20 protein-coding genes are annotated in these 17292 nt (G+C 30.0%); 10 read left to right on the top strand and 10 right to left on the bottom strand.

Annotated elements, in window-relative coordinates; genetic code table 11:
• The first annotated feature begins 1 nt into the window (after nucleotide 1).
• From GKG01_RS01915 to GKG01_RS01895, 5 genes are read left to right on the top strand one after another with little or no spacing between them, the layout of a single operon-like run.
• The gene (locus GKG01_RS01915; RefSeq protein ID WP_094205512.1) at nucleotides 2-634 is read left to right on the top strand and encodes a sugar transferase; all 633 of its coding nucleotides are present in this window, start codon (nucleotides 2-4) and stop codon (nucleotides 632-634) included.
• A 48-nt stretch (nucleotides 635-682) separates the two neighbouring features.
• Nucleotides 683-1870, top strand: a complete 1188-nt coding sequence (locus GKG01_RS01910; protein WP_154271196.1) for a DegT/DnrJ/EryC1/StrS family aminotransferase — start codon at nucleotides 683-685, stop codon at nucleotides 1868-1870.
• Nucleotides 1870-2448 carry an acyltransferase gene (locus tag GKG01_RS01905; RefSeq protein ID WP_154271195.1) on the top strand — a complete coding sequence of 193 codons (579 nt, stop codon included), beginning with the start codon at nucleotides 1870-1872 and terminating at the stop codon, nucleotides 2446-2448. The genes GKG01_RS01910 and GKG01_RS01905 overlap by 1 nt, the downstream gene beginning before the upstream one ends.
• Nucleotides 2441-3772: a nucleotide sugar dehydrogenase gene (locus GKG01_RS01900; RefSeq protein ID WP_154271194.1), complete on the top strand. Its 1332-nt coding sequence runs from the start codon at nucleotides 2441-2443 to the stop codon at nucleotides 3770-3772. The genes GKG01_RS01905 and GKG01_RS01900 overlap by 8 nt, the downstream gene beginning before the upstream one ends.
• Nucleotides 3773-3780: 8 nt before the next feature.
• Nucleotides 3781-4800, top strand: a complete 1020-nt coding sequence (locus GKG01_RS01895; protein ID WP_094205516.1) for a Gfo/Idh/MocA family oxidoreductase — start codon at nucleotides 3781-3783, stop codon at nucleotides 4798-4800.
• Nucleotides 4801-4859: 59 nt separating this feature from the next.
• On the opposite strand, the gene GKG01_RS01890 is transcribed toward GKG01_RS01895, so the two are convergent.
• Nucleotides 4860-5816 (bottom strand): 3-hydroxyacyl-CoA dehydrogenase, encoded by a 957-nt coding sequence (locus GKG01_RS01890; RefSeq protein ID WP_154271193.1) that lies wholly within the window; start codon nucleotides 5814-5816, stop codon nucleotides 4860-4862.
• Between the two features lie 301 nt (nucleotides 5817-6117).
• Here GKG01_RS01890 and amaP point away from each other — a divergent pair, with 301 nt between their 5' ends.
• From amaP to GKG01_RS01875, 3 genes are read left to right on the top strand one after another with little or no spacing between them, the layout of a single operon-like run.
• The gene (gene amaP / locus GKG01_RS01885) at nucleotides 6118-6663 is read left to right on the top strand and encodes an alkaline shock response membrane anchor protein AmaP (RefSeq protein ID WP_094224567.1); all 546 of its coding nucleotides are present in this window, start codon (nucleotides 6118-6120) and stop codon (nucleotides 6661-6663) included.
• Nucleotides 6664-6672: 9 nt separating this feature from the next.
• Nucleotides 6673-6972 (top strand): DUF2273 domain-containing protein, encoded by a 300-nt coding sequence (locus GKG01_RS01880; RefSeq protein ID WP_154271192.1) that lies wholly within the window; start codon nucleotides 6673-6675, stop codon nucleotides 6970-6972.
• Nucleotides 6973-6994: 22 nt separating this feature from the next.
• Nucleotides 6995-7453, top strand: a complete 459-nt coding sequence (locus GKG01_RS01875) for an Asp23/Gls24 family envelope stress response protein (protein ID WP_227905412.1) — start codon at nucleotides 6995-6997, stop codon at nucleotides 7451-7453.
• Nucleotides 7454-7486: 33 nt separating this feature from the next.
• Here GKG01_RS01875 and GKG01_RS01870 read toward each other — a convergent pair whose 3' ends face one another.
• From GKG01_RS01870 to GKG01_RS01835, 8 genes are all read right to left on the bottom strand, one after another.
• Entirely contained in the window at nucleotides 7487-8341 is an 855-nt protein-coding gene (locus GKG01_RS01870) for a DegV family protein (protein WP_154271191.1), read from the bottom strand.
• A 101-nt stretch (nucleotides 8342-8442) separates the two neighbouring features.
• Nucleotides 8443-10146 (bottom strand): PAS domain-containing sensor histidine kinase, encoded by a 1704-nt coding sequence (locus tag GKG01_RS01865; RefSeq protein WP_154271190.1) that lies wholly within the window; start codon nucleotides 10144-10146, stop codon nucleotides 8443-8445.
• On the bottom strand, nucleotides 10146-10814 hold the full coding sequence (locus GKG01_RS01860) for a response regulator transcription factor (protein WP_094207004.1): 669 nt from the start codon (nucleotides 10812-10814) through the stop codon (nucleotides 10146-10148). Before GKG01_RS01860 ends, GKG01_RS01865 begins: the two co-directional genes overlap by 1 nt.
• Nucleotides 10811-11467 carry a phosphate signaling complex protein PhoU gene (gene phoU / locus GKG01_RS01855; RefSeq protein ID WP_154271189.1) on the bottom strand — a complete coding sequence of 219 codons (657 nt, stop codon included), beginning with the start codon at nucleotides 11465-11467 and terminating at the stop codon, nucleotides 10811-10813. The genes GKG01_RS01860 and phoU overlap by 4 nt, the downstream gene beginning before the upstream one ends.
• 14 nt (nucleotides 11468-11481) lie before the next feature.
• A complete protein-coding gene (gene pstB / locus GKG01_RS01850; RefSeq protein ID WP_094207006.1) occupies nucleotides 11482-12234 on the bottom strand; it encodes a phosphate ABC transporter ATP-binding protein PstB in 753 nt (250 codons plus the stop codon).
• Complete coding sequence (gene pstA, locus GKG01_RS01845) at nucleotides 12234-13109, bottom strand: phosphate ABC transporter permease PstA (protein WP_094207007.1); 876 nt, start codon at nucleotides 13107-13109, stop codon at nucleotides 12234-12236. The genes pstB and pstA overlap by 1 nt, the downstream gene beginning before the upstream one ends.
• A complete protein-coding gene (gene pstC / locus GKG01_RS01840; protein WP_094207008.1) occupies nucleotides 13099-13968 on the bottom strand; it encodes a phosphate ABC transporter permease subunit PstC in 870 nt (289 codons plus the stop codon). The genes pstA and pstC overlap by 11 nt, the downstream gene beginning before the upstream one ends.
• 206 nt (nucleotides 13969-14174) lie before the next feature.
• Nucleotides 14175-15110, bottom strand: coding sequence for a substrate-binding domain-containing protein (locus tag GKG01_RS01835; RefSeq protein ID WP_154271188.1), 936 nt, complete (start codon nucleotides 15108-15110; stop codon nucleotides 14175-14177).
• Between the two features lie 142 nt (nucleotides 15111-15252).
• Here GKG01_RS01835 and GKG01_RS01830 point away from each other — a divergent pair, with 142 nt between their 5' ends.
• Both GKG01_RS01830 and GKG01_RS01825 read left to right on the top strand, forming a co-directional pair.
• Entirely contained in the window at nucleotides 15253-16251 is a 999-nt protein-coding gene (locus tag GKG01_RS01830) for an asparaginase (RefSeq protein ID WP_094207009.1), read from the top strand.
• A 102-nt stretch (nucleotides 16252-16353) separates the two neighbouring features.
• The gene (locus GKG01_RS01825; RefSeq protein ID WP_154271187.1) at nucleotides 16354-16884 is read left to right on the top strand and encodes a DUF6648 family protein; all 531 of its coding nucleotides are present in this window, start codon (nucleotides 16354-16356) and stop codon (nucleotides 16882-16884) included.
• On the opposite strand, the gene GKG01_RS01820 is transcribed toward GKG01_RS01825, so the two are convergent.
• Nucleotides 16885-17274, bottom strand: a complete 390-nt coding sequence (locus tag GKG01_RS01820) for a hypothetical protein (protein WP_094224576.1) — start codon at nucleotides 17272-17274, stop codon at nucleotides 16885-16887. It abuts the gene before it with no gap.
• Between the last annotated feature and the right edge of the window lie 18 nt (nucleotides 17275-17292).

Below are 17292 nucleotides of genomic sequence, written 5' to 3'. Positions count from 1 at the left end.
TATGGACAATCGAGTAGATGAAATCCTTAAAAATAGCAAATTTAATCTTTTCATCAAAAGATTATTTGATATTTTAGCATCTTTATTTGGAATTTTGGTTATGGCAATCCCAATGATTATAATTTCCATTGCTATAAAATTAGATTCAAAAGGTCCTGTGTTTTTCAAGCAAAAAAGAGTTAAGAAAAATAATAAGGACTTTACAATTTTGAAATTTAGGACGATGGTTGTGGATGCTCCAAAATTGGGAATGGCAATAACAGTTGGAGACGATCCTAGAATAACGAAAGTAGGAAAGTTTTTGAGGAAAACTAAATTAGATGAGTTTCCACAATTGTTCAATGTATTGGTCGGAGATATGAGTTTTGTTGGTCCTAGACCTGAAGTTAGAAAGTACGTCGATATGTATTCTGATTCAGACAAAGATATTTTGAAAATTAGACCAGGAATTACGGATTTGGCGAGTATAAAATACAGAGATGAATCAGAAATTTTGGACAAATCTGACAATCCTGAAAAGACATATGTTGAAGAAATTATGCCTAATAAAATCGAACTAAACAAACAATACATTGAAAATATTAATTTATTAAATGATATTAAAATAATTCTTCAAACATTGAAGATTTTATAACTAATTAGTTATTTATATAGATAAAGAGAAATTAAATGGGGGATTTTAATGAATATACCATTGTTGAATTTAAAAAGACAATATAAAAACATTGAAGAAGAAGTAAATGCAAGTGTATTAGAGTGTTTCAAAAATGCACAATATATAATGGGTGAAAATGTTAAAGAATTTGAAAAAGAAATAGCTAATAAAATTGGCGTAAAACATGCAATTACAGTTGGAAATGGAACTGACGCGCTGATTATAGCATTGAAGTCTTTGGGAATCAAAGAAGGAGATGAAGTTATAACTACTGATTACACTTTCTTTGCAACTGCTGAAGCTATAAGATTTGTTGGAGCTACACCTGTATTTTGTGATGTTGAATTGGATACTTATAATATCGATCCTTCTCAAATAGAAGAAAAGATCACAGACAAAACAAAGGCAATTGTTTGTGTTCATTTATTTGGAAATGCATGTAAAATGGATGAAATAAATGATATTGCCAAAAGACATAATTTGTATGTTGTTGAAGATGCAGCACAAGCAATTAATTCACAATACAAGGGAAAAAATGTTGGTAATTTAGGAGATGTAGCTTGTTTCTCATTCTTCCCTACAAAAAACTTAGGATGTTTTGGTGATGGTGGAATGATCACAACTAATGATGATGATTTGGCAACCATTATAAGAGCTTTGAAGGTTCACGGTAGTGGCGAAAATGGAATGAAAGCTTATGCTATATTAAATGATGAAGAAGTTGAGGTTGTGGAACAAAATTCAGGAGACAACACTGTTTACAATCCATTGAAATACTACAACTATTTAATCGGTCACAATTCAAGATTAGACGAAATCCAGGCTGCTATTTTGAGAATTAAATTGAAACACTTAGATGAATATACAGAAAATAGAAGAAGTATTTCACACGGATACATCGAAGCTTTGAAGGATACTTCATTGGTAATGCCAACTGAAACTGAGGGCGGAAAGCACGTTTTCCACTTATTTATTTTACAATCTGAAAACAGAGAGGAAATAGAATCAAAATTAAAAGAAAAAGGCATTGCTACTGGAACTTATTACAAAGTCCCAATGCATTTACAAAAAGCTTTTAATGATTTAGGATATAAAAAGGGAGATTTTCCTAATGCGGAATATCTTTCAGAAAGAACTTTTGCAATTCCATTGTTCCCAGAAATGAACGATGAAGAAAGAGAATATATTATTAATTCTATAAAGGAGATAGTATAATGGACTTTTTTGCTCATGAGTCTTGCTATATAGATGAAGAGACAAAGATTGGTAAAGGTACTAAAATTTGGCATTTTAGTCATGTGATGTCAGGTAGCACTATTGGAGAAAATTGTAATATTGGTCAAAATGTTGTTATTTCTCCAGATGTTACACTTGGTAATAATTGTAAAGTTCAAAATAATGTTAGTGTGTATACTGGTGTTGTTTGTGAAGATGGTGTGTTCTTAGGACCTTCTTGTGTGTTTACAAATGTTATTAATCCAAGGGCTTTTATTGAGAAAAAAGATGAATATCGAAAAACAACTATTAAAGAAGGCGCGTCTATTGGCGCCAATGCGACTATTGTTTGTGGAAACACAATTGGCAAATATGCTATAATTGGAGCAGGAGCAGTTGTTACAAAAGATGTCGGGGATTACGAAATTGTAGTAGGAAATCCAGCAAGACATCATGGATATGCATGTTCATGTGGAGAAAACCTAAAAAGAGTTTCCCTCACAGATTATATATGTGAAAATTGTGACAAGAAATATTTATTAAATGATTATAAATTGAGTGAGGTATCAAATGAATAATTTAAAAGAAGAATTATTGGGCAAAATCGAAGATAAATCTCTAGTAGTAGGGGTTGTTGGATTAGGTTATGTAGGATTGCCATTAGCAGTTGAAAAGGCAAAAGCAGGTTATACTGTTATTGGATTTGATGTACAACCTGAAAAAGTTCAAATGGTTAACGATGGAGTTAATTATATTGGTGATGTTGTTGATTCAGAATTAAAAGCTATTGTTGAATCTGGAAAATTAAGAGCTACAAGTGATTTTGAATCAGTTGCAAGTTGTGATTTCATAGCTATTGCTGTTCCAACACCATTGGATATTTACCAACAACCAGACATTTCTTACGTTGAGAAATCAACTACAGATGTTTCTAAACATTTGAAAAAAGGATCTATAGTTGTCTTAGAATCCACTACTTATCCAGGAACTACTGAAGAATTAATGAGACCTATATTGGAAAATGGTTCAGGCTTGAAATGTGAAGAAGATTTTTACTTAGCATTCTCTCCTGAAAGAGTAGATCCAGGTAACAAACAATACAAAACTAAGAATACTCCAAAAGTTGTTGGAGGAATTGGGTCAGAATCTACAGAAGTTGCAGCAGCATTGTACAGAAATGTACTTGAAGGAGAAGTTATGACTGTATCTTCACCAAGAGTTGCTGAAATGGAAAAAATTCTTGAAAACACATATAGAAATGTAAATATAGGATTGGTAAATGAATTTGCTAAACTAGCTAATAAAATGGATATCAATATGTGGGAAGTAGTAGACGCTGCTAAGACAAAACCTTATGGATATCAAGCATTTTATCCAGGTCCTGGTGTAGGTGGACACTGTATACCATTAGATCCATTCTATTTGACTTGGAAAGCTAGAGAATACGATGTACACATGCCAATCATAGAAGCAAGTGGTACTGTAAATGATAGTATGCCTGAATGGGTTGTAGATAGATCAATGAAGATTTTATCTAGAAAATTTAAAAAACCTTTAAATGGTTCAAAAGTTTTAATTCTAGGTATTGCTTACAAAAAAGACATCGACGATTTAAGAGATTCTCCAGCATTTGTTGTAATGGATAAATTTAGAGAAGAAGGAGCTATTATCGATTACTATGATGGATTCAATCCTTCATATTTCAATCCAGATGGATCTAAGACTTACTCATTAAAAGAAATTAATCCAGAAGTAGTTAAAGGTTATGATTTAGTTGTTATAACTGCAGATCACACAAATGTTGATTATCAAATGGTTGTAGACAATGCACCATTTGTATTTGATACAAAATACGCTACAAGAAACGTAGAAAACAATAAAGATAAAATAGAATTATTATAAGAGGTAATATGCAAAAAATTAAATGCGCAATCATTGGCTGTGGTAGAATTTCTTATAAACACGTAGAGGGAATTGCAAACAATGATTCAGAAATGGAATTAGTTGCAGTATGCGATATTATTGAAGAAAGAGCCATCGAAAAAAGAGATGAATATTTGGAAAGATTTTCTGACAGAGATGTAAAAGTATACACTGATTACAAAAAAATGTTAGAAGAAGTCGACATCGATATGTGCTCTATTTCAACAGAAAGTGGTTACCACGGTGAGATAGCTCTTTACTGTTTAGAACAATCAAAACACGTATTGATTGAAAAACCAATGGCTATGAGTTTAGAAGAAATAGATAAAATTAATAAGTTAGCTGATGAAAAAGGATTAAAAGTTGGAGTGTGTCACCAAAATAGATTTAATCCTCCAATTCAAAAATTGAAAAAGACAATTGACGCTAATAAATTTGGAAAGATGACAAACATCACAGCAAGGGTTTTATGGAACAGAAATCAAAACTACTATAACTTAGCTCCATGGAGAGGAACAAAGGCATTAGATGGTGGTACATTGATGAACCAATGTATACATGCACTAGACTTGTTGTTATGGATGATGGACGATGAATTAGTAAGCGTAAAAGCTGAAACTGAAACTTTCCTAAGAGACATAGAAATGGAAGATTACGGCGTAATTTTAATGAGATTTAAGAGCGGTAGAATTGGACTATTGGAAGGTAGTGCCGATGTTTATCCTAAAAATCTTGAAGAAACTATTTCTGTCTTTGGATCAACAGGAACTGCTGTTATCGGTGGGTTAGCTGTTAACGAAATAAAAACTTGGGTATTTGAAGATGAGTCTGAAACCGGAGAATTGGAAGATGATAAATCTATCGATAATGTGTACGGAAACGGACACACTCCATTGTACAAAGATTTTATTCACGCAATAAATACAGATACTCAGCCGCTAATCAATGGTCACGAAGGAAGAAAGCCAGTTGAAGTATTAATGAAGGCTTATGGCTGGATCGACTAATTAAATATTTTGAAAACAAACAAGCTCTTGATTTTTATCAAGAGCTTGTTTCAATTTAATTAGTATTTGTAGAATCCTTCTTTTGTTCCTCTACCTAATTTGTTTTCATCTATATATTTCTTTAACATTTGTGCAATCTGATATGTTACAGAATTTTCATCATTTACATCTGGTTTATTTAAAGTGATATTATAAGCAGTTTTAAGACCGACTACATCTAGTATTTGGAAAGGTCCAAATGGAGAACCTGTTCCATATCTCCAAGCGTTGTCGATGTCTTCGATGTCAGCTATGTCCAAAGCCTTTAAAGTCATTGCTGCATCTAATAGTGGAACTAATAATGAATTTAGTAGATATCCTGGTTGTTCCTTCTTTAATTTTAATGGAATCATTCCTATATCTTTTGCGAAGTTAACTACTTCATCGAATACTTCATGGGAAGTTTCACTGTGTCCCATAATTTCTGCTGTATTATTGTTCCAAATTTCATTTGCAAAGTGAAGAGCAAGATATTTTTCTGGATGAGGAAGTAAATCCTTAAACGAACTTGGTAATAATGTTGATGAATTTGTTGCAACTATAGTATTATCATTTAATACTTTTGCCAAATTCTTATAGAAATCAGATTTTTGTTCTGGATTCTCAGAAACAGCTTCAATCAATAAATCACAATTTTCAACTGATTTTTCTAAGTCTGTTAAAAGATGAATTCTATTGAATCCTTCTTCTACATCTTTTTTTAAATTTTCAATATCATCAAGTGTCAATTGATCTGAAGAAATACCTCTAGGTATAATTACTGAGTTAACAGTGTTTTCATCAGATAATCCAACCTTAATTCTATCTAGTATACTTAGATATGTTTCTTTTAATGCATCAAAACGTGGCTTAGCTCTCTCTATTGAACCTTCACTTCTTAACCACACGTTGACATCAAAGCCTTTAAAAGCAGTTTGAAAAGCTATTTGAGATCCCAAAACGCCTCCACCAGCGACAGTTACATTTTTTAATTTCATAAATTTGCCTCCTTTAAATTAACCTATATTGTAAGTTTATTCAATATTTATATACCCCTTAAATAATTTTGCAAATCGTAATTGAACAAATTGTGTGATTTTTCGCGTTTTTTAATTTTTAAAATGTTTAGAAATTTATAAGAAGGGTATAATTAAATTAAGGCGCTAGAGGTTAAAACCATTTTTAAAACAATTAATAAAGAGTAAATTTTTATAATTTAACAAATTACTGTTTAGAATTTATTCAAAAGTGGTATATATATTAGGTAACAAATATATCAATAATTTACAAGGAGGTTTTATGAGTGGATTTAAAAAATTTGTTCATATATTGTTTTCAATATTACTAATTTTGTTTTCTTTAGTAATGTTTTTCACAGTATTCAATTTTGGACAAGTTAGTTATAATCTCAGAGAGCTCATGATGAATGAGGTATGCTTTTATATATTAGCAGTTATTGGAGCCTTAATTTTACTAGGGGCACTTATAATAATGTTTAAAGCAATACTCTCTGATAGTTTAAGTGATTTCTTGATCTCGAAAGACAAGGATGGAGAAGTTATGATATCTACAGATGCACTTGAAAATACTGTAAAAAGTACAGTAAATAGATTTAATGATGTTAGAACTTCTAATGTTAATGTAAGAGTCAACAATTCAAATGAACCATATATGAATTGTGATGTAGAGGTTGGAGTAAGGGATATGTCAAATGTAGGAGGTCTTGGTGAAAACATCAAAAATGATATCAAGACTAATCTGGAAACTTTAACTGGTTACAAAGTTAAAGATATTACTGTAAAATTCTTGGATTTGGCAAAATCTACAAATAAAAGGGTAGTATAGGGGGTAAGAATGAATAATAACAAAATGTTAGACAATTTTCAATCCCCAGATGAACAAAGAAAAATAATTTTTGTAAAAGAAGATTCAAAGGATAAATTTGACGAAAGGTTAATAAAAAATTTATCAGGGTTAAGGAAACCAATTAAGTATGGAATTTTAGGTGTAATAATTGCACTTTCATTTTTGAAGCTTGGTTTTTGGTCAACAATCTTAATACTATTGCTTTTTGGTATAGGTTATGGTTATGGATTGTATAAAGAAGGTAATCCTAAATTTATCAGATTTTTGATGAATTTATTTAGGAAATAATATAGTATAAAAGGAGATTAGAATGATGGAAGAAAAAAAATACAATGAAGTAAACAAAGTAAATGAAGAAAAAGCTGAAAAAGAAAAGGAACAAAAACACGAATCAAAATTAACTTTTGATAACTCTGTAGTTCAAAAAATTGCTGCAATAGCAGTTAGAGAAATTCCTGGTGTTTTAGATATGGAAGGTGGATTCTTCTCAGGAATTCAAGAAACTTTCGGTGGATATAATGCAACTAAAGGTATTGATGCTGAAGTTGGTGAAAAAGAAGCTGCAATTGATGTATCAGTAATATTAGAATATGGCGTATCAGCTGTAAAAGTATTCCAACAACTACAAGAAGTTGTAAAACAAAGTGTAAAGAAAATGACTGGATTAGATGTTGTAGAAGTTAACTGCAAAGTAGTTGATGTTATGACAAGAAAAGAATTCAACTTGAAAAACAAAAAAGAAGAAGAAAATAAAAGTGGATTAAAATAAACTAAATTAAAAAGGGAAGGCATCATGCCTTCCTTATTTTAATGTTACGACAGCTCCGTAGATATGGGGACCTGTATGTATAACAAAAAGACTAGAAATAGGTTTCTTATAGATTTTAACATTAGGATAATAATCTTGTATTACTTTTTCTAATTCATCTGCATTTTCTTGTAGGTTTGAATGCATTATATAGATATTGTCTATTTGATTGTTAGCTGCGAAGTCAATTATATAATTAAGGATTTGTTGGTTGACTTTTTTTCTGCCTCTTACTGCATCTATAACTTCCAAATTTCCAGTTTTTTTGATGCAAGTTATAATTGGTTTTATGTTTAATAAATTTCCAACGACTTTACTTGAGCGTTTAATACGACCACTTGTGTAAAGATAATCCAATTTGTCTACAGTAAAAAAGAAATCTTCTTTTGTTTTGAGTTTTTCTAATTCTTTTACTATTTCTTCGAAACTTGTGCCATTTTCCTTCATTTTTACAGCTTTTTCAATTAGAAAACCCATTCCCATTGAACATGATCTGCAGTCTATCAAATGATATGTAATTTTATCAGAGTATAAGTTTAATATTTGTTGAAATAGATTATAAGTCCCGCTAATTCCGCAGCTCATGCATGTAGCTATTATATGTGTGTATCCTTCTGATATGATGTATTCTATTTTGTCAATCAAATCACTTGTTAAGGGAAGCGAACTACTAATAGTGTTACTATTAATGTCGTTTATAACGTCGTCAATATTTTTTTCATATTTATCTTTATACGTAACTTCCGAATTGTAAATGATTTGAAGAGGGACTTCTACAATATTGTATTCTTTAATAATTGATGGATCTACATCAGATGTAGTATCAGTTAGAATAGCAATTTTTTGCATTTTTTATTCCTTTCTAAATCGTTTAATAATTTTGTATATACAAGTTAACATAACTATTATATCATTTTAACGAAAAAAATACGACAAGCAGTTTGCCGTATTTAAATCGTTATCGTGATTTTTGTTCCAACATCTAATTTAGATTCAAGAGTAATAGATCCATTGTGGATATCAACTATGTGTTTGATGATTGATAATCCAAGCCCTGTAGATTCTTGTGAAGAACGTGATTTATCAACAACAAAGAATCTCTCAAACACTCTAGTTTGGTATTTTTCAGCTATACCAATTCCAGTATCCTCGCAAATTATTTTAGTTTTGTCATTTTCTTTGAATATTGAAATCTTAATTTTACCTGAAATCTTGTTGTATTTAATTGCATTTGTAACTAAGTTTTCAATCATTTCTTTAATTAAATTTTCGTTACCGTATATCATGCAATTTTCCTGTAAATCCGTAACAAGTTCAATTTTTTTATTATCCAATTTGTTTTGGTTAGAAGTGACTATTTCATCGATTATTTTTTCAGGATTAAATAAACTTTTTTCAATGTTATCTTCTGATTCATCTAACTTGGAAAGTTTAATAATATTATCGATTAATTCTAATAATCTCAATCCTTCTTGGTGTATTATTGTAGCAAACTTACTTACATTTTCTGGACTAACCATGTTGTTTTCTATCATTTCTGCATAACCATTAATTGAAGTAAGAGGAGATTTTAATTCGTGACTAACATTCGCTGAAAATTCTCTTCTTCTTTTTTCAGCCTTAATCTTGTCACTCTCATCTACTAAGAACAATAAAACTCCATTGATGGTATCTTCATCTAATACCGGTGCAATATACATTGATAATAGAATTCCTTGCATTTCAATATTTATATGATGCGCTGTTTTAGTTGATATTACATTTTTTATTGCAGAATGGATTTTTAAATCTCTGTTTAATGAAATAAAGGGTCTTCCTTCATACTTTGAATCATTTGCTCCAAATAAAAACTCAGCAGACTTATTAACTGACAAAACATTCATATTCTTATCAAGTAGGATAAGACCTTCTCTCATATTGTCTGTAATAGTTTTAATTGTAGTTGACCTTTCTTCTAATTCATCTACATATTTTTTTATTGTATCATTCTTGCGTCTAATAATATTGATAAAAGGTATAAGCTCATCGTAAACAGGTTGTTCTAATAATTTTGATTCTTTGTCATTAACGATGTTATCATCTAATTCATTGGCAATAGTTTCTATAGGGTCTAAGATTTGTCTTATTTGTCTTCTATTAATATCGATTAATAATATTAATGATAATGCTAATATCAATAGGGTATAAGGCAATAAATCCAAAATAGTTTTCAAAAAACTAGAAGATTCGCAGCTAACTCTAAGAACATCAGAATTTTGCTGAAGTATAGCAACATAATACATACTTTTATCAAAACTATCAGACTTACGTGTTATTGAGCCGATTTTGGATTCTCTTGCATCTTGTATTTCTTCTCTGTTTGAGTGATTATCCAAAGAGTCTACATTTGTATCAGTATCATATACTACACTTCCATTTTCATCAATTATTGTAAATCTATTTGAAGGATTAATCCTTTTAAACTTTTTAACATTTGTAATAGTCTTATCACGACTATTATCGCTGATAGAATCTACGTATTGTATTTCACGTAGGAGAGAAGTTTCTTCTTTAGACTTGTTATAATTATAAAATATAAATGTTTGTAAGCCTAATCCAACTGCTAAAGCTATTATAATGACAAGAGAAATTCTAGTGTAAATTTTTCTTTTCATCATTCACCAGCTTTGTATCCAAGATTTCTTATCGTTTTGATTATGCTGGAAGCGTTTTTAAGTTTTTGCCTTAAAGTGGCTATATGAACATCAACTGTACGTGATTCTCCTTCAAAATCGAATCCCCAAATTTTTGTCATGATATTTTCTCTAGTCAAAACTTTTCCGATATTTGATAGGAGATAGTACAGTAATTCAAATTCCTTGTAAGTTAATTCTATATTTTCTCCATCAACACTAACTGTTCTCTTATCATAATCTAATTCAATATTCTTATAGATAATTTTAGATTTTGTTTTACTTAGTGAGGATCTTCTTAGTAGCGCTCTGACTCTTGCTAGTAGTTCCATAATACTAAAAGGTTTGATCATATAATCATCAGCGCCACTATCAAGACCTACTATTTTATCGTATTCTGTAGTCTTGGCAGTAAGCATCATTACTGGGATGTTTTTTGTTTTTTCATTATTTCTTATTTCTTTTAAAATTTCAAGCCCGCTTTTTCCCGGAAGCATAATATCTAGAATAATTAAATCTATGCTAGAAGAATACAATGTGGATTTGAATTCTCCATAGTCTCCAAATCCCATTGCATCGTAGCCTTCATTATTAAGTGCATAGATAATTAATTCTCTTATGCTTTTATCATCTTCTACACAGCAAATCATTGTGCATTTTCCTCGTATCTTTCGCCAGTAACTGAGAATATTACCCAAGTTGCGATTCTTTCTGCATTATCGCCAATTCTTTCAATGTATTTTGCAACTTGAATTAAATCGATAATTTGTTCAGGATTTTCACAACCAGATTTAATCAATTCTATTGATTCTTCCATGAAGTGTGCAAAAAGCTCATCAACCTCATCGTCTTTTTTGATTACAGAATTTGCCAATTCGACATCATCATCAGTAAAAGCGTTGATACTTTCTACAAGCATTTTTTGTGCACATTTACCCATGGATCTTATCATAGTCAAATCTTTTGGAAGTTGTGATTTACCAATCAACATAACAAGTTCTGAAATTTCTTGTGCATGGTTTCCGATTTTACTCATACAAGAAAGAATTCTAAGTGCTGATGAAATAAATCTCAAGTCTTTTGCTACAGGAGATTGTGTAGTAAGAAGTCTCAAACAAGTATCTTCTACTTCTTTTGACATTTCATAAATAGTTTCTTGAGAATCATAAACTTTTTGTGCTATTTCCAAGTCTTGAGTTTCCAATGCGTAAGTGCTTTGTTCGATTTGTCTTTCGACATTTGCTCCAAGAAAAATTAAATTATGTTTTAATTCTTCTAATTGATGTGTAAAATATTTTCTCATAATACCACCTCTTTTTAACCGAATCTACCAGTAATATAATCTTCTGTTCTTTTATCCTCAGGTTTTGAGAACAGTATATCAGTATTATTAAATTCTATAACTTCACCTGTCAAGAAAAATGCTGTCTTATCAGAAATACGAGCAGCTTGTTGCATATTGTGTGTTACCATTATAATAGTATATTTTGATTTCAAATCTTGACACAAATCTTCGATTTTATTAGTTGAGATAGGGTCAAGAGCTGATGTAGGTTCATCCATTAATAATACTTCAGGTTCAACAGCCAAGGCTCTTGCTATACAAATTCTTTGTTGCTGACCACCTGAAATTGAAAGTGCGTTCTTTTTCAAGTTATCTTTTACTTCATCCCAAATAGCCGCACCTTTTAAAGATTTTTCTACAATTTCATCTAACTTAGATTTATTTTTTTCTCCATGCAATCTTGGACCATAAGCTATATTATCGTAGATTGACATTGGAAATGGATTAGGTTTTTGAAAAACCATACCGACTCTTTTTCTCAACAAGTTTACATCGTAATTTTTATCGTATATATCTTTGCCATCTAAAGTTATTAAGCCTTCGATTCGACAGCCATCAATAAGATCGTTCATTCTATTTAGACACTTAAGCATTGTAGATTTACCACAGCCAGAAGGTCCAATAAAAGCGGTGATCTCATTAGATTTCATTTCCATATTGATTTTCTTTAGAGCTTGAAAATCATCATAATATAAATCAACATCCTTTATACTTATCTTAGACATTATTTACTTCCTTTCGTCAATTTTTTTCCTATTAAATTGGAAACTATATTTATTATTAAAACTAAAATTACTAATACAACGCCAGTTGCATAAGATTCTTCTACATGGAATCCTTCAGATGATAATACATACATGTGTAATGCTAAACTTCTTCCAGATTGCATCAAACTTGATGGCACACGAGGGTCTGTTCCTAATGTAAACATCAATGCAGCTGTTTCTCCTACAACTCTTCCTATTGAAAGAATAATTCCAGCCATGATTCCAGGCATTGCGACAGGAAGTAGTACCTTTCTTATAGTATACAACTTTCCGGCTCCCAATGCATAACTTCCAGCTCTTAATTCGTCATCGATTGATAACAATGCTTGTTCACTGGCTCTAATTATTAATGGTAGCACCATTATGAACATTGTAAGAACTCCAGATATTAAAGAATATCTAAACTTTAATCTCATTACGAATAACAACATACCAAATAAACCATAAACAATTGATGGAATACCAGATAATGTTTCTGTTGCAAGTCTGATAAGAGTAACTACTTTAGAATTCTTCTTAGAGTATTCAGACAAATAAATTGCTGTAAATATTCCGATAGGACTTGCAATTAATAATGTCAACAAAACTAACATAACAGTAGTTTTAATTGAAGGCATCATTGATACGTTCTTAGAAGTATAGTGGTTTGAGAACATACTAGGTTTTAAATGGGGAATACCATTAACTAACATGTAAATAATTAAATAAAACAATACAGCTAAAGTAATGAAAGCCATCAAATAAATAAAACCTTTAATGATTCTACTTTTAGTTTTATTTTTTCTTAAATTTCTCAAACTATTTGTCGATACATCAATAGAATTATTTTCCATTATTTACACCTCTCTTAATCAAATTAAATATTAGATTTATTAAAAGTATAAATACGAATAATACCATAGCGGTTGCAATCAAAGCATCTCTATGGGCACCAGACGCATAAGCCATGTCCAATACGATGTTAGTTGTCATAGTACGCGTTCCTGAAAAAATACTTTTTGCTATTACAGGTTGATTTCCTGCAACTAAGTATACTGCCATTGTTTCTCCGATAGCACGTCCAATTCCAAGTATAACTGATGATAATATACCTGACTTTGCAGCAGGAACTACAACTCCCATTACAGCTAATTCGTGACTAGCTCCAAGTGCAACACTTCCTTCATAATAAGAATCTACAACAGTATTTATTGCACTTTCAGATAAAGTGATTATCGTCGGTAAAATCATAATTCCTAGAAGAATAGAAGCTGTAACTATGTTCATACCAGTTCCTCCAAAAGCTTTTCTAATCATTGGAACTATAACCACCAAAGCGAAGAAACCATAAACGATAGATGGGATACCAGCCATTAAATCAATACAAGGTCTCAAAAAATTATATAATTTTTTTGGGCAGAACTTTGCAAGATAAATCGCTGTAAAAATTCCAATTGGTACTCCTATAATTATGGAGCCAATAGTTACATAAATACTACCGATAATCATTGGAAGTATACCAAATTGAGCAGGTACATCGACTGGAGCCCAATTTTTACCAAATATAAAATTAGTTAAGCCAACTTTTTTTATAAAAGGCATTGATTCACCAAAAATGAAAAAACATATTAAAACTATCGCAAAGATAGAAGTCAATGCTGATACTAAAAATACGTATTTCATTATTGATTCAGATAAATATTTCTTTTTCATATTAAATCCTTTCTTTATTTTTTTCACTTTAATAATATCAAGAGCTTGTAAAATTAATGCGATAACAATGTTAATTAAATGTAAAGTTTTACGAGCAATAAAGTTAAAATCCGTAGAAATAGGGAATTATTAAACTTTACAAATGTAAATTAAAATTTTTTAAAATAAAAAACAGATCCCATAAGAGATCTGCTTTTTGAGAGGAATTATTTAGAAATTTCAGACCAAGATTTAACTTTGCCTGTGAAGATATCTTTTACTTGTTCTAGAGTTAAATCTGTTGCGTTAGTATTTTCTTTGTTAACTATAACTGCTATACCATCAATAGCGATAGGTTGAGCTTTTAATTGTTCTTTTTCTTTGTCTTTTAATTCTCTTGAAGCCATTCCGATATCACATACACCTTCAATAGCTGAGTTCATACCAGCTGAAGATCCTGTTGATTGGATTTCGATTTCTACTTCTGGATACATTGCTTTGTAGCTTTCTGCTAATTTTTCCATTAATGGAGAAACTGAAGTTGAACCTGCAACTACGATTTTACCTTTTTGAGAATTTTTGTTGTAAGCTTTAGCTTCTTCAGGAAGTTGTTCATAACCTTCTTTTTTAACAATTTCTTGTCCTTCTTTAGATAAAATGAAATCTAAGAAATCTTTTGGAAGTGGTTTTAGTTCTCCTTTATAAGCAATATTAAAAGGTCTTGAGATTTTGTAATCACCTTTTTGAACATTTTCAGAAGTTGCTTCAACACCATTGATTTTTACTGCGTTAACTTTGTCATTTAAAGATCCTAATGAAATATATCCAATAGCGTCTTTGTCTTGACCTACAGTCATCATAACTGCGTTTGTACTGTTTTGTACTATTGCAGAAGAAACTGTTTTGTCTTGTTCTTTACCGTCAGCACCTTTTTCTAAGATTTTAGTGATTTCTGTAAAAGCTCCTCTAGTACCTGAACCATTTTCTCTTGATACTACGTGGATTTCTCCTCCAGCACTTTCGTTTGATTTAGAATCTGTAGAAGTAGTTTCTGTTTTGTTTGAGTTGTCTGATGTTTTTCCATCATCTTGTTTTGCACATGCTACCATGAATACTCCAAATACTAGCATCATAGCAACTAACATAAATTTTTTGATTTTCAAATAAATCATCCTTTCATATTTAATTCACTAATAGAATACATGTAATGTTTAAAATTCATATAATATTATTGTAAATTGTATGTAAAGTTATTTGTTTACAATTTTTAAAAGTAAAGTGTTATACTATTTCTAGGAGGATTGTATGAAAAAACTACTATTAATTACAACTGGAGGAACTATTGCTTCAGTTGCTACAGATAAAGGATTAGCGCCGGGTCTTCAAGCAAAAGATATATTAGAATATGTAAAATTTAGAAAATTTGATTTTGAATTAGATACTATCAGTTTATTCAGTATTGATTCAACAGACATAAGACCAGAGCATTGGCTACTTATCAAACAAACAATTAAAGAGAATTATGATAAATACGATGGGTTTGTAATAACACATGGTACGGATACTTTGGCGTACACTGCATCTGCGTTGGGTTATTTAATTCAAAAAAGTCCGAAGCCAATCGTAATTACAGGTGCTCAAAAATCCATTTCAAATGATATTACAGATGCAAAGAATAATTTAATTGATGCATTGATATTTGCTAGTAAAGAAAAATCACACGGAGTTAATATAGTGTTCAATGGAAAAGTTATTTGTGGAAATAGAGCCAGAAAAGTTAGAACAAAAAGTTTTGATGCATTTGACTCAATAAATTATCCATTAATTGCTATTATTCACGATGGTAAAGTTTTAAGATATATTGATGATAAGTCAGAGAGTAATGTAGAATTTTACGATAAATTAGATGAAAGCGTGTATTTGTTGAAATTAATTCCATCAATGAGAGCAGATATTTTAGAAAATATTTTCGAAAAATACGACTGTATTATCGTAGAAAGTTATGGAGTGGGTGGAATGCCTGCAGGAATATCCGAAGAGTTTTTAAGATTGATGGAACAATACTCTACAAATAAAATAATCGTGATGACAACTCAAGTTCCACAAGAAGGATCAGATATTGGAGTATATCAAGTAGGAATGAGAATCAGAGAAAATTTAGACGTATTGGAATCAAAAGATATGACATTAGAATCAGTAGTATGTAAAATGATGTATGTAATGGGAAAATACAACAGAGATATTCAAAAAATACAAGACGAATTTTACTCAATTATAAATCATGATATTTCAATAATAGAATAAGAATATTAGCGGTAAAATAATTTAAAAAAATATTTTACCGTTTTTTATTTGCAAATTTTGAAAAGTATGAAATATGAATTATAATTTAGTTAGAGGAAAATTATGAAAAGAAATGTAGATTTTTATGTAAAAAAAAGAAATGAATTGATTGATTTGTTAGATGAGAAGAAATTAACAAAACAGGAATTTATTTCAAGAAACAACGTATTGATTAATAGTTTTAATCTAAGACCTTTCACTGATATTAAAACAGTAAATGAGGGAGTTTTTAACTATCAATATTATAATTTAAAGGCTAAGGAATACAATACAATAGCTAACAGATACAAAAACAAAAAACCTAAGAAGTATATTGCATCTTTAAACAAATGCAGAAACTATTACCTAGAAAAAGATAATACAATTTTAAAGATTTTGGAATTAATAGAATACAAGAATGTTGAAGCATATTACATAGACATTTTGTCTTACAGAATGAGGGATAATCTTTTTGAAATTGTACTCAAAGATTATGAAAAGATGATTTTTCACACAATAAATGAAAATATCAAACAACATTTGATATCAAATAATGTTTTTGAACCAATAAAGAAAAAATCCCTTATCGATTCTTATGTCAATAAGGGATATTAATTATTTCTTTATTTGATTTACTATTTCTTCTGTAGTCATATTTTTATTTAATTTGTAATTGCCATCCTTAAAAGCAGTAACATTGTTTTGCTTTAAGTAATCTAAGAATTCTTGTTCATCGGTAATTATGTTTCCACTGATTAAAATCTTTGAAACATCCAATTCTTTTGCCTCAGGTGGAATTGTGATTTCAATGTCTTTAACTTCTTCAGTAACTTGTTGGATTTTTAAATCCTTTGAGTAAGTTTGTGAACTTGTATAGTTTTTGGAAAACATTGAATTAATTGTTTTGTAAACATAAAATGTTGTAGCTACTAGAATGAGCAATAATAATAAAAGCTTTGCAAATTTATAAATAAAGTCTACTATTGTATCAATAAAATTTTTCATTTTTCACCTTCCTTATTA

The sequence above is a fragment of the Finegoldia sp. BIOML-A4 genome, from assembly GCF_009679635.1.
Lineage (GTDB): Bacteria > Bacillota > Clostridia > Tissierellales > Peptoniphilaceae > Finegoldia > Finegoldia magna.
The sequence above is the reverse complement of the archived record's forward strand: the minus strand, read 5'-3'. Positions and strand labels throughout refer to the sequence as shown.